The 22,935-nt window shown below is 70.3% G+C and carries 25 protein-coding genes and 1 pseudogene; 9 read left to right on the top strand and 17 right to left on the bottom strand.

Going from position 1 to position 22,935, the window contains the following annotated elements:
* Nucleotides 1-16: 16 nt before the first annotated feature.
* Nucleotides 17-835, top strand: coding sequence for an NAD(P)-dependent oxidoreductase (locus tag HFP15_RS01405; protein ID WP_168510513.1), 819 nt, complete (start codon nt 17-19; stop codon nt 833-835).
* On the opposite strand, the gene HFP15_RS01400 is transcribed toward HFP15_RS01405, so the two are convergent.
* From HFP15_RS01400 to HFP15_RS01380, 6 genes and pseudogenes are all read right to left on the bottom strand, one after another.
* Nucleotides 816-1,424: a TetR/AcrR family transcriptional regulator gene (locus HFP15_RS01400; RefSeq protein ID WP_168510511.1), complete on the bottom strand. Its 609-nt coding sequence runs from the start codon at nt 1,422-1,424 to the stop codon at nt 816-818. The genes HFP15_RS01405 and HFP15_RS01400 overlap by 20 nt on opposite strands.
* A 13-nt stretch (nt 1,425-1,437) precedes the next feature.
* Nucleotides 1,438-2,199 carry an SDR family NAD(P)-dependent oxidoreductase gene (locus tag HFP15_RS01395; protein WP_168510509.1) on the bottom strand — a complete coding sequence of 254 codons (762 nt, stop codon included), beginning with the start codon at nt 2,197-2,199 and terminating at the stop codon, nt 1,438-1,440.
* A complete protein-coding gene (locus HFP15_RS01390; protein ID WP_312871375.1) occupies nt 2,196-3,728 on the bottom strand; it encodes an acyl-CoA synthetase in 1,533 nt (510 codons plus the stop codon). Before HFP15_RS01390 ends, HFP15_RS01395 begins: the two co-directional genes overlap by 4 nt.
* Entirely contained in the window at nt 3,725-4,369 is a 645-nt protein-coding gene (locus HFP15_RS01385; RefSeq protein WP_210716594.1) for an SDR family oxidoreductase, read from the bottom strand. The genes HFP15_RS01390 and HFP15_RS01385 overlap by 4 nt, the downstream gene beginning before the upstream one ends.
* 13 nt (nt 4,370-4,382) lie before the next feature.
* Nucleotides 4,383-4,460: pseudogene (locus HFP15_RS44110) on the bottom strand (hypothetical protein); the annotation flags it as partial.
* A 68-nt stretch (nt 4,461-4,528) separates the two neighbouring features.
* Entirely contained in the window at nt 4,529-4,975 is a 447-nt protein-coding gene (locus HFP15_RS01380) for a VOC family protein (RefSeq protein WP_168510507.1), read from the bottom strand.
* A 79-nt stretch (nt 4,976-5,054) separates the two neighbouring features.
* Between HFP15_RS01380 and HFP15_RS01375 the strand changes: the two genes are divergently transcribed.
* The 4 genes from HFP15_RS01375 to HFP15_RS01360 are packed head-to-tail and all read left to right on the top strand — an operon-like array spanning nt 5,055 to nt 9,104.
* A complete protein-coding gene (locus HFP15_RS01375; RefSeq protein ID WP_168510505.1) occupies nt 5,055-6,356 on the top strand; it encodes an acyl-CoA dehydrogenase family protein in 1,302 nt (433 codons plus the stop codon).
* 5 nt (nt 6,357-6,361) lie between these two features.
* Nucleotides 6,362-7,372, top strand: coding sequence for a phosphotransferase family protein (locus HFP15_RS01370; protein ID WP_246271301.1), 1,011 nt, complete (start codon nt 6,362-6,364; stop codon nt 7,370-7,372).
* The gene (locus HFP15_RS01365; RefSeq protein WP_168510501.1) at nt 7,369-8,139 is read left to right on the top strand and encodes an enoyl-CoA hydratase-related protein; all 771 of its coding nucleotides are present in this window, start codon (nt 7,369-7,371) and stop codon (nt 8,137-8,139) included. Before HFP15_RS01370 ends, HFP15_RS01365 begins: the two co-directional genes overlap by 4 nt.
* A complete protein-coding gene (locus tag HFP15_RS01360) occupies nt 8,124-9,104 on the top strand; it encodes an NADPH:quinone oxidoreductase family protein (protein ID WP_312871373.1) in 981 nt (326 codons plus the stop codon). The genes HFP15_RS01365 and HFP15_RS01360 overlap by 16 nt, the downstream gene beginning before the upstream one ends.
* Nucleotides 9,105-9,146: 42 nt before the next feature.
* On the opposite strand, the gene HFP15_RS01355 is transcribed toward HFP15_RS01360, so the two are convergent.
* From HFP15_RS01355 to HFP15_RS01310, 10 genes are all read right to left on the bottom strand, one after another.
* Entirely contained in the window at nt 9,147-9,617 is a 471-nt protein-coding gene (locus HFP15_RS01355) for a hypothetical protein (protein WP_210716592.1), read from the bottom strand.
* A gap of 41 nt (nt 9,618-9,658) precedes the next feature.
* Nucleotides 9,659-10,270 (bottom strand): TetR/AcrR family transcriptional regulator, encoded by a 612-nt coding sequence (locus HFP15_RS01350; protein ID WP_210716591.1) that lies wholly within the window; start codon nt 10,268-10,270, stop codon nt 9,659-9,661.
* Between the two features lie 82 nt (nt 10,271-10,352).
* Complete coding sequence (locus tag HFP15_RS01345) at nt 10,353-11,501, bottom strand: acyl-CoA dehydrogenase family protein (RefSeq protein ID WP_168510497.1); 1,149 nt, start codon at nt 11,499-11,501, stop codon at nt 10,353-10,355.
* Between the two features lie 9 nt (nt 11,502-11,510).
* A complete protein-coding gene (locus tag HFP15_RS01340; protein ID WP_168510495.1) occupies nt 11,511-12,641 on the bottom strand; it encodes a thiolase family protein in 1,131 nt (376 codons plus the stop codon).
* Nucleotides 12,641-13,420, bottom strand: a complete 780-nt coding sequence (locus HFP15_RS01335; protein WP_168510493.1) for an enoyl-CoA hydratase/isomerase family protein — start codon at nt 13,418-13,420, stop codon at nt 12,641-12,643. The genes HFP15_RS01340 and HFP15_RS01335 overlap by 1 nt, the downstream gene beginning before the upstream one ends.
* Nucleotides 13,417-14,607, bottom strand: a complete 1,191-nt coding sequence (locus HFP15_RS01330) for a CaiB/BaiF CoA transferase family protein (RefSeq protein ID WP_168510491.1) — start codon at nt 14,605-14,607, stop codon at nt 13,417-13,419. The genes HFP15_RS01335 and HFP15_RS01330 overlap by 4 nt, the downstream gene beginning before the upstream one ends.
* Nucleotides 14,607-15,362, bottom strand: a complete 756-nt coding sequence (locus HFP15_RS01325) for an SDR family NAD(P)-dependent oxidoreductase (protein ID WP_168510489.1) — start codon at nt 15,360-15,362, stop codon at nt 14,607-14,609. The genes HFP15_RS01330 and HFP15_RS01325 overlap by 1 nt, the downstream gene beginning before the upstream one ends.
* Nucleotides 15,362-16,528: an acyl-CoA dehydrogenase family protein gene (locus HFP15_RS01320; protein ID WP_168510488.1), complete on the bottom strand. Its 1,167-nt coding sequence runs from the start codon at nt 16,526-16,528 to the stop codon at nt 15,362-15,364. The genes HFP15_RS01325 and HFP15_RS01320 overlap by 1 nt, the downstream gene beginning before the upstream one ends.
* Before the next feature lie 37 nt (nt 16,529-16,565).
* Nucleotides 16,566-17,861 (bottom strand): amidohydrolase family protein, encoded by a 1,296-nt coding sequence (locus HFP15_RS01315; RefSeq protein ID WP_168510486.1) that lies wholly within the window; start codon nt 17,859-17,861, stop codon nt 16,566-16,568.
* Nucleotides 17,862-17,873: 12 nt separating this feature from the next.
* Nucleotides 17,874-18,191, bottom strand: coding sequence for a hypothetical protein (locus tag HFP15_RS01310; protein ID WP_168510484.1), 318 nt, complete (start codon nt 18,189-18,191; stop codon nt 17,874-17,876).
* A 235-nt stretch (nt 18,192-18,426) separates the two neighbouring features.
* Here HFP15_RS01310 and HFP15_RS01305 point away from each other — a divergent pair, with 235 nt between their 5' ends.
* Genes HFP15_RS01305 through HFP15_RS01290 form a run of 4 tightly spaced genes read left to right on the top strand, consistent with a single transcriptional unit; the run spans nt 18,427 to nt 21,241 of the window.
* Entirely contained in the window at nt 18,427-18,975 is a 549-nt protein-coding gene (locus HFP15_RS01305) for a carboxymuconolactone decarboxylase family protein (RefSeq protein ID WP_168510482.1), read from the top strand.
* Nucleotides 18,962-19,378, top strand: coding sequence for a nuclear transport factor 2 family protein (locus HFP15_RS01300; RefSeq protein ID WP_168510480.1), 417 nt, complete (start codon nt 18,962-18,964; stop codon nt 19,376-19,378). Before HFP15_RS01305 ends, HFP15_RS01300 begins: the two co-directional genes overlap by 14 nt.
* Nucleotides 19,375-20,463: an acyl-CoA dehydrogenase family protein gene (locus HFP15_RS01295; RefSeq protein ID WP_168510478.1), complete on the top strand. Its 1,089-nt coding sequence runs from the start codon at nt 19,375-19,377 to the stop codon at nt 20,461-20,463. The genes HFP15_RS01300 and HFP15_RS01295 overlap by 4 nt, the downstream gene beginning before the upstream one ends.
* Before the next feature lies 1 nt (nt 20,464).
* Entirely contained in the window at nt 20,465-21,241 is a 777-nt protein-coding gene (locus HFP15_RS01290) for an acyl-CoA dehydrogenase family protein (RefSeq protein ID WP_168510476.1), read from the top strand.
* A 48-nt stretch (nt 21,242-21,289) separates the two neighbouring features.
* Here HFP15_RS01290 and HFP15_RS01285 read toward each other — a convergent pair whose 3' ends face one another.
* Entirely contained in the window at nt 21,290-22,804 is a 1,515-nt protein-coding gene (locus HFP15_RS01285; protein ID WP_168510474.1) for an MFS transporter, read from the bottom strand.
* Between the last annotated feature and the right edge of the window lie 131 nt (nt 22,805-22,935).

Raw genomic sequence — 22,935 nt, 5'->3', positions numbered from 1 at the left:
CAACGGAAGGACGGACATGCGTGTCGGATTCATCGGGCTAGGCAGCCAGGGTGGCCCCATGGCGCGGGCGATCATCGACGCCGGGTACGAGACGACGCTGTGGGCGAGGCGGTCCGCGTCGCTGGAACCGTACGCGGGCACGGCCGCGAAGATCGCCGCCACGCCGGCGGAACTGGCCGCGGCGAGCGATCTCGTGTGCCTGTGTGTCGTCGGGGACGCCGACGTCGAGGAGGTGCTCGACCGGGAGAACGGCGTGCTGGCCGGGCTCGCCTCCGGCGGGGTGGTCGCGGTGCACAGCACGGTCCACCCGGACACCTGCCGTCGTCTCGCCGATCGTTTGCGCGACAACGGCGTGACGTTGCTCGACGCGCCGGTCAGCGGCGGCGGCATGGCCGCGGCCGAGGGCCGGTTGCTGGTCATGGCCGGCGGCGACACCGAGACCGTCGAGCGGTGCCGTCCGGTGTTCGCGACCTACGGCGATCCGATCGTGCATCTGGGCGAGGTGGGTTCCGGGCAGGTCACCAAGCTGCTGAACAACCTGCTGTTCACGGCGAATCTGGCGACGGCGGCCGCGACGCTCGCGCTGGGCCGGGAGCTGGGCGTCGACCCGCTGAAGCTGGGCGCCGTTGTCTCTCGCGGCACCGCGAACAGTTTCGCGCTGGAACGGATCGCCTCGGCGGACGGGACGGTGGACCGCATCGGCCGGCACGCGGGCCCCTTGCTGCGCAAGGACGTCGGCCTGGTCGCCGAGATCGCGAAGGCCGCCGGGGCCGCGCCCGGCATCGTGCTCGACGCCGCGGACGCGACCCTGGCGCTCATGAAGCATCCGAGGTGATCGCGCGCAGGCAGAACGCCGTGACGCGGTCGACGTCGGCCGCACCCGGTTCCACCGACCGCCACAGGCACTCGGCCAGCCTGCCGAACGTGGCGTGCGCGGCCAGCGCCGCGTCGAACCCCGGATCGGCGCTGCCCAGTTCGGCGAACGGCTCGTGCAGCAGGCGCGCCAGCCGTTCGCCGGCGGTGGGTGGCTGCGCGGTGATCTCCCTGCCGTTCCACAGCACCGCCCGGGTGGTGGCCGCGATGTCCTCCGACGCCTGGGACAGCACGCCTTCCACCCAGGCACGGACCCGGTCCCGTGCGGTGTCCTGCTTGCTCATCCGGTGCGCCACGTAACTGTGCAGCCGCTCGGTGCCGTCTTCCAGCAACGCGGCCACAAGCGCGTCCTTGGACGGGAAGTGGCGGTAGAAGGCCTCATTGGACAGTCCGGCGGCGCTCACGATGTCGGCGACGCGCGGCCGGGACGCCGTGCCGCGCTGCCGCATGATCTCCAGTGCCGCGTCCAGCAGCCTGCGCACCTCGCCGGCATAGCTGGCACCGCGTTTGGCCAGCGCCCGCTGCGCGATGCGGCCCGCGACGTCGGTCATCGTCTCCTCCACCTCACACCGGGCCGAGGCCGTCGACCCGCAGCAGCGAACCAGTGGTGTACGCGGAGGCGTCGCTGGCGAAGTACAGCGCCGCCGTCACGATCTCGTCCGGATCGCCGTACCGGCCCAGCACCGTCGGCGCCTCCTGCCCCGGCACGGCCCACGCCTTGGAGATGTCGGTGTAGAACCCGCCGGGCGAGATCACGTTGAAGCGGACCTTCGGTGCGAACTCCTGCGCCAGCGCCACACTGACGGCGTTCAGTGCGGCCTTCGATCCGGCGTACGGGCCGAAGTTCGGTGCCGGCCGCAGCGCGCCGGTGCTCGACACGCTGATCACCGAACCGCCCTCGCCTGCCGCCATCCGTTCCGCGACGATCGCCGACAGCCGGAACGGGCCCTTGAAGTTCACCGCGACGATCTTGTCGAACAGCTCTTCGCTCGTCCGCGCCGACGACGGCGCCAGCGGCGACATGCCCGCGTTGTTCACCAAGACGTCGACGTGCCCGAACCGCTCGTAGGCACGCTCGGCGAGCGTGTCCAGCCCGGCCCAGTGCCCCACATGGCACGACACCGGAAAAGCCCTGCGCCCCAGCGTTTCCACCTCGCGCGCCACCGCCTCGCACGCGTCCAGCTTGCGGCTGGCGATCACCACGTCGGCACCGGCGGCCGCGAGGCCGAGCACGATGGCGCGACCCAGTCCCCGGCTGCCGCCGGTGACGAGCGCGACCTTGCCGGACAGGTCGAACAGCTGCGCGGGTCCCCGTGCCCCGCTCATCCGGCTGTCCCGGGGTAGCGTTCCCGCAGCCGCCGCTTGTACAGCTTCCCGTTCGGGTCGCGGGGCAGCTCGTCGGTGAAATCCACGGTGCGCGGGCATTTGTAGCTCGCCAGCTCGGCACGGCAGTACGCGACCAGCTCCGCCGCCAGCTCCGGGCCCGGCCCGGCGTCCGGCGAGGGCTGCACCACCGCCTTCACCGCTTCGCCCATTTCCTCGTCCGGCACCCCGATGACCGCCACGTCGGCCACCGCGGGATGCGCGATGAGCACGTTCTCGGTCTCCTGCGGGTAGATGTTCACCCCGCCGGAGATGATCATGTGCGCGACGCGGTCGGTCAGGTAGAGATAGCCGTTCCCGTCGAGGTATCCGATGTCGCCGAGCGTGCGCCAGCCCTTGTCGGTGGCGACGGAGGCGGTCTTGACCGGATCGTTGTGGTACTCGAACGGCCGCCCGCCCGCGAAGTACACGACCCCCGGCTGCCCGGCCGGCAACTCCTCGCCGTTCTCGCCGACGATGTGGCACTCCTGCATCGGCCGCCCGACCGAACCGGGATGCGCGAGCCATTCCCGCGCGGTGATCATGGTGCTGCCGACGTCCTCGGTGCCCGAGTAGTACTCGTCGATGATCGGCCCCCACCAGTCCAGCATCTCGCGCTTGACCGGCACCGGGCACGGTGCCGCGGCGTGTGTGACGTGACGCAGGCTCGACAGGTCGAAGCTTTCCCGTTCTTCGCGTGGCAGGCGCAGCATCCGGATGAACATCGTGGGCACGAACTGCGCGTGCGTGACCCGGTGCTTCTCGATGAGCCGCAGGCACTGGCGCGCGTCGAAGCCTTCCATCACCACGACCGTCCCACCGATGCGGTGCATCGACATCGAGAACACCAGCGGCGCGCCGTGGTAGAGCGGGGCCGGCGACAGGTACACGCAGCCGGGGTCGGTGCCGTGCCGGAGCATCCCTTCCACGATCTGCACCGGCGCCGCCGACGGATCGCCCAGCGGCGTGCGCGGCAACGGTTTCCGCACGCCTTTCGGCCGTCCGGTGGTACCCGAGGAGTAGAGCATCTCGCGCCCCTCGCACTCGTCCGCGAGCGGTTCGCCGGTCTCGGCCGCCAGCACGTCCTCGTACGGCTCGAACCCGGCGAGATCGCCGACGCGTACGGGGATCCGGCTCAGGTCGAGGCTCTCGACCACATCGGCCATCGCCGCGCCGGCGATCAGCGCGACCGCTCCGCAGTCGTCGAGGACGTACTGCACCTCGCCGGGCCGCAGGTGGCTGTTGATCGCGGTGTAGTACAGCCCCGATCGTTGCGCCGCCCACGCGACCTCCAGGTAGGCGCGATTGTTCTCCATCAGAATCGCGATGTGGTCGCCGGCGCGGAGGCCGCGTGCCCGCAGCGCGCGGGCGAAGCGCACCGACCGGTCCTCCAGCTCCGCGAAGGTCACGGTCTCGCCGCTGGTTCCCATGATCAGCGCCGGTTTGCCCGGGGTCCGCCGCGCGTGGAACGCCGGCGACATCTCGCCGGTCATCGGCCCTCCTTCAGCGCCGCCACGACACCACCGTCGACGAGCAGATCGGTGCCGGTGAGGAAGCTCGCCTCGGCCGACAGCGCGAAGGCGACCACGGCCGCGACCTCCTCGGGCCTGCCTTCCCGGCCCAGCGGGCTACGCCGCACCAGCTCCGCCATCGACCGGTGCGCGTCGGCTTCCTGCCGGCCCTGCGGGGTGTCGATGATGCCCGGCGAGACCGAGCAGATCCGTGCCCCCGCAGGCCCGAGCCGCACCGCTTCGCGCCGGACGAGGCGCTGCACGCCGAGTTTGGCCCAGCCGTACGCGACGCCGCTGTCCGTTATGGACGGTCCGATGGCCTCGCCGATGCGGTCGAGGAACCGTTCGCCGAGGGGATCGTCGAGTACCGACAGCGCCTCCGGATCCCAGTCGCCGGGGCCGAGGTTCGGCGCCATCGAGGCGAAACACACCATCGCGGTCCCGGTGGTGGCCAGCGGGCGCAACGCCTCCACGAGCAGTGCCGTGCCGATGAGGTCGACCTCGAAGATGCGGCGCCAGTCGGCCATCGTGGGCGAGATGCCCGCGGCGTGCGCGACCGCCCGCAACGCGCCGACGAGCCGCGCGGCCGGCGAGCCGCGCGAGGTCGTCGCGGTCGGTGACATCGGCGACGAACGGTTCCGCCGAGGCGACCTTCCCGGCGGCCTCGGTCACGGTCACCTCGTCGCGGTCGACCAGCAGCACCGTGTCCACCATCTCCGCGAGGCGCTCCGCGCACGCGAGACCCATTCCGCGCCCGGCGCCGGTCGCGATGCCCACCGTCGTCATGCCACACCTCCGCTCCAGCAGCGGGCGAGGCCCTCGCGCGCGCTGCCTGCGACCAGTTCGATCCGGAATCCCCTGTCACTGCGCAGAAAAGCGAAGAACGGAACCCCGTCGGGCCCCGTCCGCGACGCCTCGATCGCGTAGCCCTGTCCGGTCAGCTCGGCGACGTCGGCGGCGACATCGCCGGACCAGTAGCCGACGTGGTGGATTCCGGCCGCGGGCTCCCACAACGTGCCAGGCACGCCGCGCACGAGTTCCAGCCGGGGCACCGAGGTCGAGTACGCGCACCGGAGTTCGAGCACCGTCTCACCGCCCGGCAGTGTCACCGTGGTCGGTCCGCCGACCTCGGCACCCCATTCGTAGCCGAACACCGAGGACAGCTCGGCCATCGTGCCCTCGAAATCGGCCGTCACAATGCCGAGGTGGAACTGATCTACCGCCCGCACTCCGCAACCCCCTTCGGCAAAGTCAGAATTGCATTCTCGAACACGAGAAAGATATTCTCACTTCACGAGAGGAGGCGCAATGGCATGGGACTTCGAGACCGAGCCTGAGTACCAGGAGAAGCTGGACTGGGCCGACGAGTTCGTGCGCGAGGAGGTCGAACCGCTGGACCTGCTGTGGCCGCACGAGCAGTTCGCCCCGCTCGACGAGACGCGCCGCAAGATCGTGGAACCGCTGAAGAACGAGGTGCGGCGCAAGGGACTGTGGGCGACCCACCTCGGCCCCGACCTCGGCGGCCAGGGCCACGGCCAGCTCGAACTGGCGCTGCTGAACGAGATCCTCGGCCGCTCGTCATGGGCGCCCATCGTGTTCGGCTGCCAGGCGCCGGACACCGGCAACGCGGAGATCATCGCCCACTACGGCACCCCCGAGCAGCGGGAGCGCTACCTACGGCCGCTGCTGGAGGGCGAGTTGTTCTCCAGCTATTCGATGACCGAACCGCAGGCGGGTGCCGATCCGACGCGGTTCACCACGCGCGCGGTCCGCGACGGCGACGGCTGGGTCATCAACGGCTGGAAGTTCTTCTCCAGCAACGCGAAAACCGCATCGTTCTTGATCGTGATGGCCGTGACCAACACCGAGGTGAGCCCGTACCAGGGCATGTCGATGTTCCTGGTGCCCACCGGCACGCCGGGGGTGAACATCGTCCGCGACGTCGGCCTCTACGGCGACGCCCCCGGCCAGGGCTCGCACGCCCTGATCCACTACGAGGACGTGCGCGTGCCACACGACGCGCTGCTCGGCGGCGAAGGCCAGGCCTTCGCGGTGGCGCAGACACGGCTGGGCGGTGGGCGGATCCACCACGCGATGCGCACGATCGGACTCGCGAACAAGGCGCTGGACATGTTGTGCGAACGCGCGCTGTCCCGCGAGACACAGGGCAGCAGGCTGGCGGACAAACAGTTCGTGCAGGGCTACATCGCCGACTCCTACGCGCAGCTCGTCCAGTTCCGGCTCTTCGTGCTCTACACCGCGTGGGAGATCGACAAGTACAACGACTACAAGAAGGTGCGCAAGGACATCGCGACGGCGAAGATCGTGATGCCCACCGTGCTGCACGACATCGCGTGGCGTGCGATGCAGGTGCACGGCGCGCTCGGCGTGACCGACGAAATGCCGTTCTTCCGGATGGTGCACGGCGCCGCCGTCATGGGCCTGGCCGACGGGCCGACCGAGGTGCACAAGGTCACCGTCGCCAAGCAGGTGCTGCGCGAGCACGCACCCACCGACGACGTGTGGCCCACGCAATGGCTGCCGCGCAAACGGGAAGCGGCGCGCGCGAAGTTCGCCGAGTACCTCGAACACGAAGTGGGGAACCTGTGATCGACATGGAACGGCTCGCGGGCTGGATGGACGACGCGGGCCTGCCCGGCAAGGGCGCGCCCATCGAGCACCGGTTCCTCTCCGGTGGCACACAGAACGAGATCTACGAGATCCGGCGCGGGGACGAGCGCTGCGTCATCCGCATCCCGCCGCCGGAGGCGCCGGCGAGCCGGGACGCGGGCATTCTGCGCGAATGGCACATCGTCGAGGCGCTGGACGGCACCGACGTGCCGCACACGCCCGCGGTCGCCGTGTGCGAGGACACCTCGGTGCTCGGCCGTCCCTTCTACCTCATGGGTTTCGTGGACGGCTGGTCGCCGATGGGGCGCACGGAGTGGCCCGCACCGTTCGACACCGATCTCACCGCACGCGCGGGACTGGCCTACCAGCTCGCCGAGGGCATCGCCCTGTTGTCCAAAGTAGACTGGCAGGCTCGTGGGCTGCACGATCTGGGACGGCCGGAGGGATTCCACGAACGCCAGGTCGACCGCTGGACCGCGTTCCTCGACCGCATCAAGGGCCGGGAGCTGCCCGGCTTCGACGAGGCCGCGGCGTGGCTGCGCGCGCACAAGCCGCTGGACTACATCCCCGGGATCATGCACGGCGACTACCAGTTCGCCAACGTGATGTACCGCGACGGCGCGCCCGCGCGGCTCGCCGCCATCGTGGACTGGGAGATGGGCACGGTCGGCGATCCGAAACTCGACCTGGCCTGGATGGTGCAGAGCTGGCCCGAGGACACCGGCTCCCCCGAGGCGGCCGAGGCCAGCTACGTCGATTTACGCGGTATGCCCTCGCGTGACCAGCTGCTCGCGCACTACGCCGAGGTGTCGGGCAGGCAGGTCGAGGACATCGACTACTACGTCGTACTGGCCAAGTGGAAGCTCGCGGTGGTTCTGGAGCAGGGCTTCCAGCGTGCCGGCGACGACGCGAAGCTCCAGGCGTTCGGGCCCGTCGTGCTGGAGCTGATGGCCTCGGCCGCCGAACTCGCCGGGTCGAGCGAGTACACGTCATGAGCGAACTGGTGACACAGCGGCTTGGTGCGGTGCTGATCGCGCGGCTCAACCGGCCGGAGGCCCGCAACGCGCTCAACGGCACGCTGATCGACGGGATCGGCCGGGCGATGACCGAGGCCGAGTCCGATCCGGACATCCGCGCCGTCGTGCTGACCGCGAGCGGCGATCGCGTGTTCTGTGCCGGGATGGATCTGCGTGCGTTCGGCGGCGGCGAGTCGGTCGAGGCGGGTTCGGCCGAGGGCACGGCCGGGTTCGCCAGGTTGCTCGACGGCACGCTCACGGTGCCCGTGATCGGCGCCGCCAACGGCACGGCCGTCGGCGGCGGGTTCGAACTGCTCCTGGGCTGCGACGTCGTCGTCGCCGCGGAGACGGCCCGGTTCGGCTTCCCCGAGGTGAAACGCGCGTTGTTTCCCGCCGGTGGCGGCACGTGGCTCGGCACCAGGATCCCACTCGCGGTCGCGCTGGAGATGATGCTCACCGGTGACCCGATCGACGCCGCGCGAGCCCACCACCTCGGGCTCGTCAACGCCGTCGTACCCCCGGACCAGGTGCTCGAGGCCGCGGTGGCGCTCGCCGACCGGATCGCCGCGAACGGGCCGCTGGCGGTGGCGGCGATCAAGGAGCTGGTGCGGCTCGCCGTCACCGACCCGGCCCGGGCTGCCGAACGCAAGCAGCGGTTGCAGGTCACGGTGTTCGGCAGCGAGGACGCCAAGGAGGGCGCGGCGGCGTTCGTGGAGAAACGCGAACCGGTGTGGAAGGGCCGCTGACGATGCGCGCCGCGGTCTGCGGCTCCCATGGCCCGCCGGAGGTCGTGCGCGTGGCCGAACTGCCGCGGCCCGCGCTGACACCGGGCGCGGTTCGCGTCCGGGTCGGCGCCGCCGCGGTGAACTTCCCGGACGTGCTGCTGGTGGCCGGTCAGTACCAGGTCACGGTGCCACCGCCGTTCGTCCCCGGCAGCGAGTTCGCGGGCGTCGTCCTCGCTTCCGACGCGCCGGGCTTCGCGGCCGGCGACCGGGTGAGCGGCACCGGGATGTACGGCGCGTTCGCCGAGGAGGTCGTCGCCCCGGCGACGAGCCTGAGGCGCACACCGTCCGAAGTGGACGACCAGCGGGCCGCCGCGTTCGGCGTCGCCTACCGGACGGCCTATCACGCGCTCCGCTCGGTCGCGGCGCTGCGTGCCGGCGACGAGCTGATCGTGCTCGGCGCCGGCGGCGGCGTGGGGCTGGCCGCCGTGCAACTGGGCGTGCTGCTCGGCGCCTCGGTGACCGCGGTGGCCTCCTCGGAGGCCAAACTCGCGGCGGCGGCCTCCCACGGTGCGGTTCGCGTGATCGACCGTCGCGTGGGCGAGTTGCGGCAGCAGCTACGGCAAGCTGTGCCCGAGGGCGCCGACGTGGTGCTGGACCCGGTCGGCGGCGACCTGTCCGAACCGGCGTTGCGCTCCCTGCGCCGCGGCGGGCGGTTCGTCACGGTCGGCTACGCCTCCGGCGTCATCCCGCGGATCCCGCTGAACCTGGTGCTGATCAAGGGGGTGCGGATACTGGGTTTCCAGTTCCAGGACGTCCCGCCCGGCGAGTTCACCCGCAACGAGTCCGAACTCGCCGCGCTGCTGCTCACGCACCCGGCGCTCCCCCACATCGGGGCGACGTACGGGCTCACCGACGTGGCCGCCGCCCTGCGCGAGGTCGCCGACGGAAAGGCCATCGGCAAGATCGTGCTCGATCCCCGCCGGTGAATCGGGCCCCTCGACGCACGGGCGGCGAAACAGGCAGTCGCCCTAGGCCGCCGGGATCAGATCGGGAGTCCCCGGCGGGTTCGGCACCACCTCGCCGCTGTGGAAGACCTCGGTGCCGTCCAGCTCGTCGACGGGCGCCGCGGCCGCGGCCAGCGCCTGGGTTTTGAACGCCCGCGCCGCCACGCTGAGCCGGTGCTCCAGCGAGGGCATCCCACCGTCGAGTTCCTCCGGGCAGCGCTCACCCCACAGCAGCACCTCGGTCAGGCCCTCGTCGATCGAGCGCGTCACGAGCTTGCGCACGCGCCGGTCCGCGTCGAACAGCGCGGCGTCCACCGCGATCGCATGTGGACGGGGGCCACGGATCGGCGAGGTCATCGCCGCGTCCAGTTCGACGGCCCGCGCCCCGAGGATGTGCAGCGGCCGCGCATCGTTGACCAGGTAATCCCCGACCAGTGCCAGCACGTCCCACCCCGCCATGACGCGGTCGAACAGCCATCCGCCCGACGCGCGCACAGCCTCGGCCGTGGTCGGCGCGACGATGACGAGCCGCCGCCTCAGTGGCCGTCGCCGGGCCCGGTGAGCTGAAGGGCCAACGACTGTGTGTACTCCTTGAACACCTCGGTGACCGGAATCGAAGGATCGAGCAGCCATGATGTCTCCATCCCGTTGAGGAACGCCACGATTTCCACGGCCTTGAGGGCCGGATCCAGATCAGTGCGGTAGCGGCCGGCGCGCTGGCCCCGGCGAATGCCCTCGGCGATGATCTCCAGTGCGGAGCGATAACGGTGCAGCAGGCGGTCGTGCAACGGAGCATCCGGATCCAGGTTCTCGATCAGGAGCACCACGAACATCCCGACCAGGTCGGGGACACGTTCGAACCGTTCGGCCACGCTGCCGACCTGCTCGATGATGTCGTCGCGGGTGGTGTTGCGGTGCGCGTCGTCGTACGCGTCACGGGCTTCGAGAACCGCGTGCAGCAGCTGCTCTTTGGACTCGAAGTGATGGAGCAACCCCGCCGGGGTCACTCCCGCCTCACGGGCGATCTGGCCGAGTGTGGTGTTGCGCCACCCGTTGCGCGTCAGCAACCGCTGCGCGACCGCCAGAATCCGCTGTCGCCGGTCCTCTCCCTTGGCGAGCAGCGAGGCATAGGGACGCTGATCGGACACCGAACTCCTTTGTTCAACCGACCTACTGAACATACATTAGGTTGGTTTGGCCGCTGTGACAAGGGTCTCATCGGGGCTGGTGCTACATGCCGAGCGACTTGGCGATGATCAGCTTCATCACCTCGCTCGTCCCGGCGTAGATGCGCGCGACGCGGGCGTCGGTGTACAACCGGGCGATCGGGTAGTCGAGCATGTAGCCGTAGCCGCCGAACAGCTGCAGGCACCGGTCCACCACCCGCCCCTGCGTCTCGGTGCAGAACAGCTTGACCCGGGCCGCGTCGGCCCCCGAGAGCTCACCGTCGACCAGATCGAGCACGGCCCGGTCGAGCATCGTCTGCGCCGCCTCGACCTCGGCCGACATCGCGGCCAGCTCGAACTTCGTGTTCTGAAAGGACGCCACGGGCGTGCCGAAAGCCTTGCGCTGCTGGACATACTCGACCGTCGTGGCCACCGCGGCGCGCGCCTGCGCGACCGAGCCGACCGCGACCGTCATCCGTTCCTGCGCCAGGTTGTGGCCGAGATAGCCGAATGCCTCGCCCTCCTCGCCGAGCCGGTTGGCTACCGGGACCCGCACGTCCTCGAACGACAGCTCGACCGTGTCCTGGACCCTGATGCCGATCTTGTTCAGGGTGCGGCCCCGGCTGAAGCCGGGCATCCCGTCCTCGACCACCAGCAACGTGAGCCCGGCCCGCCGGTTGTCCGGATCGGCCGACGTGCGGGCCACCACGATCACCAGATCCGCCAGCAGGCCGCCGGTGATGAACGTCTTGGCGCCGTTGAGGACGTAGTGGTCGCCCTCGCGCAAGGCCGTGGTGCGGATTCCGGCGAGATCGGAGCCGGTGCCCGGTTCGGTCATCGCGATGGCGGTCAGCAGTTTCCCGCTCGCGAGCCCCGGCAGCCACCGGTCACGCTGCTCTTCGCCGGCATAGGCCAGGAAGTACGGCAGGATCACGTCGAGCTGGGTGCGCACGGTGCCGAGGGTGACGAGTGCGCGCGCCGCCTCTTCCTGCAGGATCACGCTGTAACGGAAATCGGGCAGGCCCGCTCCCCCGTACTGCTCGGGAATCGGGATCCCCAGCACGCCGAGCGAGCCGAGCTGCGCGAAGATCTCGCGCGGCAGCTGCCCCGCCTGTTCCCAGCCGGTGTAGTGCGGCACGACCTCCTTCGCGATGAAATCGCACACCACCTCCCGGAACGCTTCGTGGTCGGAGGTGAAGACGTCTCGGCGCACGCTGCCCCCTCAGACCAGTTCCAGCACCGTGGCGTTGGCGGTGCCGCCGCCTTCGCACATGGTCTGCAACCCGTAGCGGATCCCATTGTCCCGCATGTGATTGATCAACCGGGTCGCGAGGATCGCGCCCGTCGCACCGAGCGGATGGCCCAGCGCGATGGCGCCGCCGAGCGGGTTGAGCCGGTCCGGATCGGCGCCGGTTTCGGCGAGCCACGCCAGCGGCACCGGCGCGAAGGCCTCGTTGACCTCGTAGGCGCCGACGTCGGTGAGGCTGATTCCCGCCTTGCGCAGCACCTTCTCGGTCGCCGGGATCGGACCGGTGAGCATCAGCACGGGATCGGCGCCGGTCACCGCGCCCGCGACATAGCGCGCGACGGGCTTCAGCCCGAGTTCACGCGCCTTCTCCGGCGTGGTGACCAGCAACGCCGCCGCGCCGTCGGAGATCTGCGACGAGTTGCCCGCGTGAATCACTCCGTCCTCGACGAAGGCGGGCGAAAGCCCGGCGAGAGTGTCCACAGTGGTCCCCCGGCGCACACCCTCGTCGGCCGTCACCGGACCCACGGCGACGAGTTGTGTGGCGAACGCCCCGTTGTCCTGTGCCGCGGCCGCGCGCTCGTGCGAGGATGCCGAGAACTCGTCCAGCCGGGTACGGGAAAAGCCCCACTTCTGCGCGATCTTCTCCGCCGAAATGCCCTGGTTGAACGAAAAGTCCTGGTAACGCTCCAGCACCTTCGGGCCGAACGGCATCCCCGTGGCGCGTGCCGCGCCGAGCGGCACCCGGCTCATCACCTCGACGCCACCCGCGACGACCACGTCCTGCTGGCCCGACATGACCGCGTGCGCCGCGAAGTCCAGCGCCTGCTGGCTCGACCCGCACGCGCGGTTCACTGTCGTGCCGGGAATGGACTCCGGCCAGCCGGCGGCGAGCACCGAGTACCGGCCGATGTTGCTGGACTGATCGCCCACCTGCGAGACACAACCCCAGACCACATCGTCCACAACGGACGGGTCGATCCCGGTGCGCCTGGCGAGTTCGCCCAGCATTACCGCGGACAGGTCCGCGGCATGCCATCCGGCCAGCCCGCCCTTGCGCCTGCCCACGGGCGTCCGCACGGCCTCGACGATCACGGCTTCTCGCATCACAACCTCCATCGGCCGGTGAACTCCGGCGTCCGTTTCTCCGCGAAGGCCGCGTAGGCCTCCGGCGCGTCCGCGTGGGCGAAGTTGATGATCTGTGCACGGGTCTCACTCGCGAGCGCCTCGCGCAGGCCTCGGCAGGCGCCCTCGTTGAGCAGCGCCTTGCTCTGCGCCAGCGCGACCGGTGGCCCGCCGGCCAGCCTGCGGCCGAGGTCCTTGACGAACCCGTCGATCTCGGCGTCGGGCACGACCCAGGTGACGAGGTTGAGGTCCCGGGCCTCTTCGGCGGTGATCATGTCGGCGAGCAGGGTCAGCCGCTTCGCCTGTTGCAGTCCGGCGAGTTTGGGCAACAGCCAGGATCCGCCGCAGTCCAGCGACAGCCCGCGCTTGGCGAAGATCTGCGAGAACCGTGCGTCAGGACCGGCCACGACGAGGTCGCAGCCGAGCGCGAGATTCCATCCGGCGCCGACGGCCACGCCGGTCACCTTCGCGACCGTCGGCACCCGGAGTTCGTGCAGCAGCACGGCGACGTCGTTGAGCGGGCGCACCTTCTCTTCCGGGTGCACACCGCCGGCGCCGGCGATGTCGGCGCCCGAGGAGAAGTCTCCACCGGCTCCGGTGAGCACGAGTGCGCGCACCTCGCGGTCCCTGTCCGCCGCGGCGAGGGCTTCGGCCAGCGCGGCCCACAGGTCGCGGTCGATCGCGTTCTTGCGGTGCGGCCGGTTCAGCGTCAGCGTCCGCACCCCGTCCTGATCGCCGACCAGCAGCGCGGGCTCGGTCACGACGCGGCCCCGATGGCGCCTTGCTCGCGCAACCGGGCGATTTCCTCTTCGCCGAGGCCGAGTTCGGCGAGGGCCGCGAGGGTGTGCTCACCGAGGCCGGGAATCGCGCCCATCGGCGGCTCGTAGCCCGCGATCACCGGGGGCGGCAGGAGCGCGGGCACCGGGCCGTTCGGGGTGCCGATCTCACGCCAGCGGTCCCGTGCCTTCAGGTGCGGATGCGCGAGGACGTCGCTGGGCCGGTTGAAACGTGAGTTGCCGATCCCCGCCTCGTCCGCGATGCGCTGAACCTCGGCCAGTTCGTGCCGCACGCACCATTTCCCGATCTCGGCGTCGAGCAGATCGCTGTGCCGCACGCGGCCCGCGTTGACGCGGAACCGTTCGTCGTCGGCGAGATCGGGCCGGTCCAGTATCTCCCGCGCCAGCCGCTGCCACTCCCGGTCGTTGGTCGTGCCGAGAACCACCGTGTGCCCGTCGGCGGTCCGGTAGGCGCCGTAGGGCGCGACCGCGGGCGAGCCCATGCCGCGTGGTTCCTGGTCGACCCCGCAATGGCGGGTGTAGTTCAGCGCGTAGCCCATCATCTCGGTCATCGTGTCGAACAGGCTCACCGCGACCGTGCCGGGGCGCCCGGCGAACAGCATGGACACAATGGACAGTGCCGCGTAGAGCCCGGAGCACACGTCCGCCACGGGCGGGCCGGGTTTGGCGGGCGCATCGGGACTGCCGGTGATCGCGCACGCGCCGGATTCGGCCTGCACCAGCAGGTCGTAGGCGCGCTTGTGCGACAACGGGCCGCCGGGCCCGTACCCGTCGATCTCGGCCGCGATCAGCCGCGGATACCGTTCGGCGAGATCGCCCGGCGCCAGGCCCAGACGAGCGGTGCTGCCCGGTGCGAGGTTCGAGACCAGGACGTCGGCCCGCGCCAGCAGGCGGTGCAGGACGGCCAGCCCCTGCTCGGTCTTGAGATCGAGCGTCACCGACTCCTTGCCCCGGTTGCACCACACGAAATGCGCGGCCATCCCGCGCACCACGTCGTCGTAGTCGCGGGCGAAGTCCCCGCCGCGGGGGTTCTCCACCTTGATCACCCGGGCGCCGAGGTCGGCGAGCGTGCGGCTGCACATGGGCGCCGACACCGCCTGTTCCAGGCTCACCACGGTGATGCCCGCGAGCGGACCGTCCGGAGTGGACATCACATCACCATTCCGCCGTCCACCGGGAGCACCTGGCCGGTGATGAACGACGCGGCGTCGGAGGCGAGGAACACGAACGCGCCCGCGACCTCCTCGGGCTCGGCCCAGCGGCGCAGCGGGATGCGGGCGAGCATCTGCGCGGCGAACTTCTCGTTGGTGCGGATCGTTTCCGTCATCGGGGTGGCCGCGAGCGGGGCGAGCGCGTTGACCAGGATGTTCTTGCGGGCCAGCTCGCGGGCGAGCGATTTGGTGACCCCGATGATGCCCGCCTTCGCGGCCGAGTAGTTGACCTGGCCGAGCGTGCCGGTGATACCCGCCGAGGACGTGACGTTGATGATCCGCCCGGTGCCGTCGGCCGGCAGCAACGGCAGCGCCGCCTGTGCGCACCGGAACGTGCCCAGCACGTGGATGTCCAGCAACCGCCGGAAGTTCTCCTCGTCGAGGTCGGCGAACATCGCGGGCGCGGTGACCCCGGCGTTGTTCACCAGTATGTGCAGCCGCCCGCCGGCCAGCGCGGCCGCCCGTTCCGCCGCTTCGGCCGCCGATGCCGGGTCCGCCACGTCCAGCGCGGCGCCCTCGGCCTTCCCGCCGCCCGCCGAGATCGTCTCCGCGACCCGCACCGCCGCGTCCCCGTCCACGTCGGTGACCAGCACGGCCGCGCCCGCGCCTGCCAGCGCCGTGGCGACGGCGGAACCGATCCCGCCCGCGGCCCCGGTCACCAGCGCCGAGCGCCCGGTGAGATCGAACAGGCCCATCAGTAGCTCCTCGGCATGCCCAGTACGTGCGATCCCAGGTAGTTCAGCACCATTTCCTGGCTGACCGGCGCGATCCGCATCAGCCGCGCCTCACGGAAGTAACGGGCCACGTGGTATTCCTCGGAGTAGCCCATCCCGCCATGGGTCTGCAGCGCCCGGTCGGCGGCGGCGAAACCCGCGTCGGCGCACAGGTACTTCGCGGTGTTGGCCTCGCGCCCGCACGGCTCACCCCGGTCGTAGCGCCAGGTCGCCTTGCGCAGCACCAGTTCCGCCGCGTCGAGCCGGGCCAGCGCGTCGGCGAGCGGGAACTGGATGCCCTGGTTCATCCCGATCGGGCGGCCGAACACCTCACGCTCGCCGCCGTAGCGCACGGCCCGCTCCAGCGCGACCCTGCCGATGCCCAGCGCCTCCGCCGCGATCAGCATCCGCTCGGGATTGAGCCCGTCCAGCAGGTAGGAGAACCCTTCGCCCTCCTCCCCCACCCGGTCCTCGACCGGGATCTCCAGCCCGTCGATGAACAGCTCGTTGGAGGTGACGGCGTTGCGGCCCATCTTCGGGATCGGCCGGATGTCGACCTTGTCGCGGTCGAGGTCGGTCAGGAACAGCGTCATGCCGTCGGTCTTGCGGGTCACGTCCTCGTACCGCGTGGTGCGGGTCAGCAGGAGGATCTTCTCCGACTCCATCGCCTTGGAGATCCACACCTTGCGGCCGTCGACGACGTACCGGTCGCCCTCGCGCCGGGCGAAGGTCGTGATCCGCGCGGTGTCCAGGCCGGCGCCCGGTTCGGTGACGCCGAAACAGACGTGCAGGTCGCCGGCCGCGATCCTGGGCAGGGTCCGTGCCTTGAGCTCAGCGGAACCGTGCACCACCACGGGGTGCATGCCGAAGATCGACATGTGGATCGAACTGGCCGCGTTCATCCCGCCGCCCGAGCGGGCGACCTCCTCCGCCAGCAGCGTGGCCTCGGTGATGCCCAGCCCGTGCCCGCCGTAGGCCTCGGGAATCGTGATGCCGAGCCAGCCGCCCTTGGCGATGGCGTCGTAGAACTCGGCGGGGAACTCGTGCGCCTGGTCCTTCTCCAGCCAGTACTGGTCGTCGAACTTGCGGACCAGACCCGCCACTCCTTCCCGGACGGCCCGCTGGTCCTCGGTCAGCTCGAAGTCCACCGCCTGTCACCTCCACGCACGGCACCCTCCGCACAGCTCACTTGGCCGCGGCGACGGCGCGGCGCGCCCGCTGGCGGTAGCCCTCGAGCTTCTCCGACGGGTCGATGACGCGGTGGCTGCGCGACCGGACGGACACGTCGTGCCCCGCCGCCGCCTTGCGCAGCGCGCCCACGGTCGCCTGGTCCTTCGGGATGTGCTTGAACGGTTCGAAGGAGTACCAGCGCATCGCGTTCTCGTGGGTCATCTTGTTGATCTCGTCGTCGGGCACCTGCTCGCGTTCCAGCACCGCGCCGAGCTCCTCCGGCGCGCCCGGCCACATCGAGTCGCTGTGCGGGTAGTCGGCCTCCCAGCAGATGTTGTCGATGCCGATCTCGTGGCGCAGCTTCACGCCGAGCGGGTCGGAGATGAAGCAGGTCAGGAAGTGCTCGCGGAAGACCTCGCTGGGCAGTTTGCCGCCGAAGTCCTGCAGGGTCCACGTCGCGTGCATCTCGAAGGTCCGGTCGACGCGTTCGAGGAAGTACGGAATCCAGCCGGTGCCACCCTCCGACAGCGCGATCTTGATGTCCGGGTACTCCTTGATCACCCGCGACCACAGCAGGTCCGCCGCGGCCGAGACGATGTTCATCGGCTGCAGGGTGATCATCACGTCCGGCGGCGAGTCCACCGCGGGCACGGTCAGCCTGCCGGAGGATCCAATGTGGATGGACACGACGGTGTCGGTGTCGCAGACGGCCTTCCACAGCGGGTTCCAGTACTCGTCGTGGAAGCTCGGGTAGCCCAAAGCGGCGGGGTTCTCGGTGAAGCTCAGCGAGTGGCAGCCCTTCTTCGCCACCCGGCGCACCTCCTCGGCGCACAGTTCGGCGTCCCAGATCGCGGGCAGCGCCATCGGGATGAACCGGCCGGGGTAGGCGCCGCACCACTCGTCGATGTGCCAGTCGTTGTAGGCGCGCACGAGCGCGAGCGAGAAGTCCGAGTCCTCGGTGGCGAACAGCCGGGCCGAAAAGCCGGGGAACGAGGAGAAGTTCATCGACGCGAGCATGCCGCCGGCGTTCATGTCCTTGACCCGCTCGTGCACGTCGTAGCAGCCGGGCCGGATCTCGTCCAGGCCCTGCGGCTCCATGCCGTATTCCTCCTTGGGACGGCCGGCCACCGCGTTCAGCGCCGCGTTCGGGATCACCGTCTCGCGGAACTTCCAGACGTCGGTGCCGTCGTCCTGGTGCACCAGCTGCGGGGCGTCCTTGCGGTATTTCTCGGACAGGTGGTTCACGAACATGTCGGGCGGTTCGATGATGTGGTCGTCGACGCTGATCAGGATCATGTCGTCGCGGTGCATGAGGATTCCCCTTCAGTCGGACGCGGGCAGCGGTTTCGCGGATTTGACGGTCATCGGCGCTCCGTCGCAGGCCAGCTCCCCGGAACCGGACGAGGTGCACAGCAGTTCCACGGTCCCGTCCGCGTCGACGTAGCGCTTCCCGATCAGGGTCTGGGTACCGGAATCGCCACCGGGCGCGGGTTTCGCGGTACTCGCGGGCACCATCGGACTGCCTCCGCAGGTGATCACCGGCCGGCCCTCCGCCGGAGCGCGCACGACGACCACCTTGGTGGCGCAGACCGTGCTGGCGAGCTGGTCACCGGGTTTGAGGATGGTTGCTGGTGAGCTCATACTCGATGGTCCTCTCGCGCGCCGTGCTCTCACTAACAGGAAACTATCTTCTCTCAGAGAGAGAATCAACCTCGCATATGGTCGGGAAACGCGACCCAGCAGCGCAGTGCGGCCAGCGACAGGGCGCCCGGCGCACGGATGGCGTGGTCCGGGAATTGACGAGCACCGTCCCCACGTGAAAACCTGGCACGCAAGCCTGGAGAACGTCATTCTCCATCGCTCGGGAGGAGAACCCATGCGGCTGCCACCGCTGCCCGCCGAGGAGTGGGACGATCCGGCGCGCGCGGCACTCGCCGGTCTCGTGCCACGCAGCAGGCAGAACCCCGACGGCGCCGGTGTCGCGTTGTCGACAATGGTCCGCCATCCCAAGCTGGCGAAGGCGTTTCTGACCTTCAGCACCTATCTGCTCGCCTACTCCACGCTGCCGCCCCGCGTGCGCGAGCTGGCGATCCTGCGGGTCGCGAGCCGCTGCGACTGCGCCTACGAATGGGCGCACCACGTGAAGGCGGCCGCCGAGTTGGGCCTGTCCGGCGCCGAGATCGAGGAAGCCGGCCGCGGCCGGGCCTCGCGCGAACTGGACACCGCCGTGCTCGCCGCCGTCGACGAGCTGAACGACGACTCGACCGTCTCGGACGCCACGTGGAGGATGCTCGGCAGGCACCTGGACGAGCGGCAGCGCATGGACCTCGTCTTCACCATCGGCGGCTACACCACGATGGCCATGGCGTTCAACACCTTCGGCATCGATCCGGCACAGGAAGGCACCTCCCATGGCCGAGACTGACGATCTGGTCGAGATCGGCCAGCTGCTCGCCCGCTACGCGGTCACCATCACGCGCGGCGACATCGACGGGCTGATCGCGGTGTTCACCCCCGACGGCACCTACAGCGCGTTCGGCGACACCTATCCGCTGGAGGAGTTCCCCGCGCTGGTCGAGGCCGCACCCAAGGGCCTGTTCATGACCGGCACGCCCGTCGTGGAACTGGACGGTGACACCGCGACCGGCACGCAGCCGCTGTGTTTCGTCGACCACGCCACCCACGACCTGCGGATCGGCTACTACAACGACACCTACCTGCGCACCTCGGACGGCTGGCGGCTGCGGACGCGCGCGATGACGTTCATCCGGCGCAGTGGCGCGCACGACTCCGGGCGGCCACACGCCTATCAGCGCCCCGGCTCATGAACGTCGAGGAGTTCCGCGCGGGCCTGCGGGACTGGCTCGCCGAGCACGACCTCTCCCCCGGTCCCGGCGGGTCCTTCCAAGCGGAGGTCGCGCAGCTCGCCCGCGTGCGCCGGGCGCTCTTCGACGCGGGCTGGATGCGCTACGGCTGGCCTGCCGAGGTCGGCGGACTGGGCGGCCCCGCGGTGCTGCGCGCCGTGCTCGGCGAGGAGGTCACCAGCCGCGAGCTGGCCGATCCCGGCATCTACTCGATGGTCGAGGTGCTGGCTCCGACGATGATCGCCCACGCGCGGCCGGAACTCGCCGCGGACATGGTTCCCCGGCTGCTCGACGGCACCGAGCAATGGTGCCAGGGCTTTTCCGAACCGGGCTCGGGCAGCGATCTCGCGTCGCTGAGCACGCGCGCGGTCCGGCGCGGCGACGACTGGGTCATCACCGGCCAGAAGGTCTGGACCAGCCTCGCGCAGTTCGCCGCCCGCTGCGTCCTGCTCACCCGCACCGGGCCGGGGCACGACGGAATCACCGCGTTCTTCGCCGACATGGACACCCCCGGGATCACGGTCCGGCCGCTGCGCGCGATGCACGGGCGGGACGAGTTCTGCGAGGTGTTCTTCGACGACGTGGTCGTGCCCGGCGACCGGATGCTCGGCAACCCCGGCGACGGCTGGCGGGTCGCGATGGATCTGCTGCCCTACGAACGCTCGACGTGTTTCTGGCACCGGATCGCCCACCTCTACACGCGTCTGGACCGGCTCGCCACCGAGGCGAGCGCCGGCGACGACGGGGCGCTGGGCGCGGCCTACCTCGCGCTGCACACCATCCGCTGCCGCTCGCACGCGACCCAGCGCAGGCTGGCCGAAGGCGCGCCGCTGGGCCCGGAGACCTCGGTGGACAAGGTCCTGCTGGCCACGGCGGAGCAGAAGCTGTACGACACGGCGCGGGATCTGCTGCCCGGCGTGATCGAACTCGACGACACCTCCTGGCGCACCGAATACCTGTACTCGCGCGCCGCGACGATCTACGGCGGCACCGGGGAAATCCAGCGCAACATCATCGCGCGCCGCCTGCTGGGACTGGGTAAGGAGTGAGATGGACACCGCCGAACTGGAGCTGCTGTCCGACACGTTCCACAAGACGATGGTCGAGGCGCCGGATCTGGAATCCGCGCTGAGCGAGCTGGGCTGGGCCGACCTGCTCACCGAACTGCCGGACGTCGCGATCCCGACGGTGTTCCGGCTGCTCGGCGAGACGGGCTCGCACGCCGGCCTGGTCAACGACGTCATCCTGCACGCCGCGGGACGGCCCGTCGGCGGGGCCGTGCCGTTGCCCTACACGGGCGGGCGCTGGGTGCTGTGGGAACGCTCCGCGACCGGCGGCGGCGCGCTGGACGAGGAACTGCCGCTGCGCCCCGTACCCTCCGGCGACGCCATCCCGATGACCCACGGACGGCTCGCCGTCGGCTGGTGGCTCGCCGGAACCGCGCGCGCGATGCTCGAGCTGGCAAGGACGCACGCGCTCGACCGTATCCAATTCGGACGGCCGATCGCCTCCTTCCAGGCCGTGCGGCACCGGCTCGCCGAGACGCTGGTGGCGATCGAGGGCGCGGAGGCGACACTGGCCGCGGCGACCGACGAGCTGTCCGCACTGCTGGCCAAGGCCGCCGCCGGCACTGCCGCGATCGCCGCGGCGCGGCACTGCCAGCAAGTCATGGGCGGTATCGGTTTCACCGCCGAACACTCGCTGCACCGGCACGTCCGGCGCGCGCTGGTGCTCGACGGCTTACTCGGCAGCACAAGGGATCTGACCCGCGAGGCCGGCGCGCTGCTGCGGCAGCGCGGCACCGCGCCCCGGCTCGTGCACCTGTGAGAAAGGCGGCCGGCCGCCTCGCGAGGCGGCCGGCCGTCTTCCACGGCGCTACGCCGGAGTCGCGCGCTCGGGCGCCGGTGCCAGTTCGCCCGCCTCGAGCGGTGTTTCCGCACGGGGCCGCAGGAACAGCACCTCGGCGACCAGCGTGGCCGCGGCGATGCACGCCGAGACCAGCAGGCTGGTCGTGATCCCGGAATCGGAGTAGATCAGCACGCCGGGCACCGGGGAGATCGCGCTCGGCGTCATGATCGCGAAGGCCACGATCGGCGTGATCGCGCCGATCAGGCCGGCACTGAGCTCACCGGCCGAGGACATCGAGCCCTGCTGCTCGGCGGGCGCGCCCGCGATGATGAGGTTCGGCATCGCGGCCAGCGAGAAACCGGTGCCGACACCGAGAATGACCGCGCCGGTGAGGACCTTGCCGTAGGTGTCGTGCTGCGTCATCAAGAACAGCGCCCCGGCGACGAAGAGCAGCAGCCCGGCGTACATCATCAGCCGTGCGCCGGTCCGCCGGACCAGCAGGCCGACGGCCAGGCCCGCGAGCACACTGCCGAGCGACATCGGGCCGGTGATGAGCGCGTACTTCGTCGCCGAGAAACCCAGGCCGTAGGTCTGCCCGAGCTGCTGCGGAGTCATCGACAGCAAGGCCAGCAGCGTCTGGTTCATGGGGTTCAGGCCGTAGGCGACGCCACCGGCCAGCACACCGAACAGGATCGTGCGCCGGACGAGCACCCGCAGGTCGAGTACCGGTTCGCGGATCCGCAGTGCCAGCACCACGTACACCGCGAGCACCACGAGGCCGCCGACGAGCGAGCCGAGCACTCCGGCCGAGGACCAGCCCCATTCGTCGCCCATGCTGATTCCGAGCAGGACCAGGGTCAGGCCGCCGGCGAGCAGCACCGAGCCGGCGATGTCCAGCCGCGCCCGGCGGCGCAGGCTCGTCTCCGGCGTGGTCGCCATGACGATCACCGCCATCACCACGAGCCAGGCGAGGTCGAACACGTACACCGACCGGAAGCCGAAGTTGTCGATGAGGACACCGATCAGGAACGGCGCGCCGACCGAGAGGATCCCGGCGCCCGTCATCGACACGCTGGCGCCGAACGGGACGATCCTGCGGGGATAGGTGTCGCGCATCAGCGAGTAGCCCAGGTACAGGCACGCGGAGACGCAGCCGTGCAGCACCTGGCCGAGCACCATCATCCAGAACGCGGGCGCGACGGCCGCGAGGATGTCGCCGGCCGCGGCCAGCCCGATCGCGATCAGCATCATGCGCCGCTTACCGTGGAGATCGGCCAGCTTGCCGAACAGCGGGGCCGAGGCCGCGCCGACGAGCGCGTACGCCGTCAGCAGCCATCCGGCCTGTGTGGTGTGGAAATGCTCGATGATCTTCGGCAGCGCGGTGGTGGTGCCGACGTAGGCGAATGCCACGGCCTCGACGAGACACAGTATCGAGATCACGGACAACACCAGCCGTGGCGTCCAGCCGGCGTTGCCGAAAGCGCCGGAACCGGCGGGGGCGGGGACGGTCGAGCTCACGAGGTCCTCCGAACGCATCGTCATTGAAGTGAGCGGACAGACGTGGCCGAATTGCGGTTATTGAGCGGGAGAAATATCGATCTTCGCAGTCCGTATACCGGACTACCAGGCACTTCAAGCTAGCAGAGTGAGCACCTACTCGCAACGAGAAATGG

It is taken from the genome of Amycolatopsis acididurans, assembly GCF_012328925.1.
GTDB classification, from domain to species: Bacteria; Actinomycetota; Actinomycetes; order Mycobacteriales; family Pseudonocardiaceae; genus Amycolatopsis_E; species Amycolatopsis_E acididurans.
This window is presented reverse-complemented; position numbering and strand designations above follow the sequence as displayed.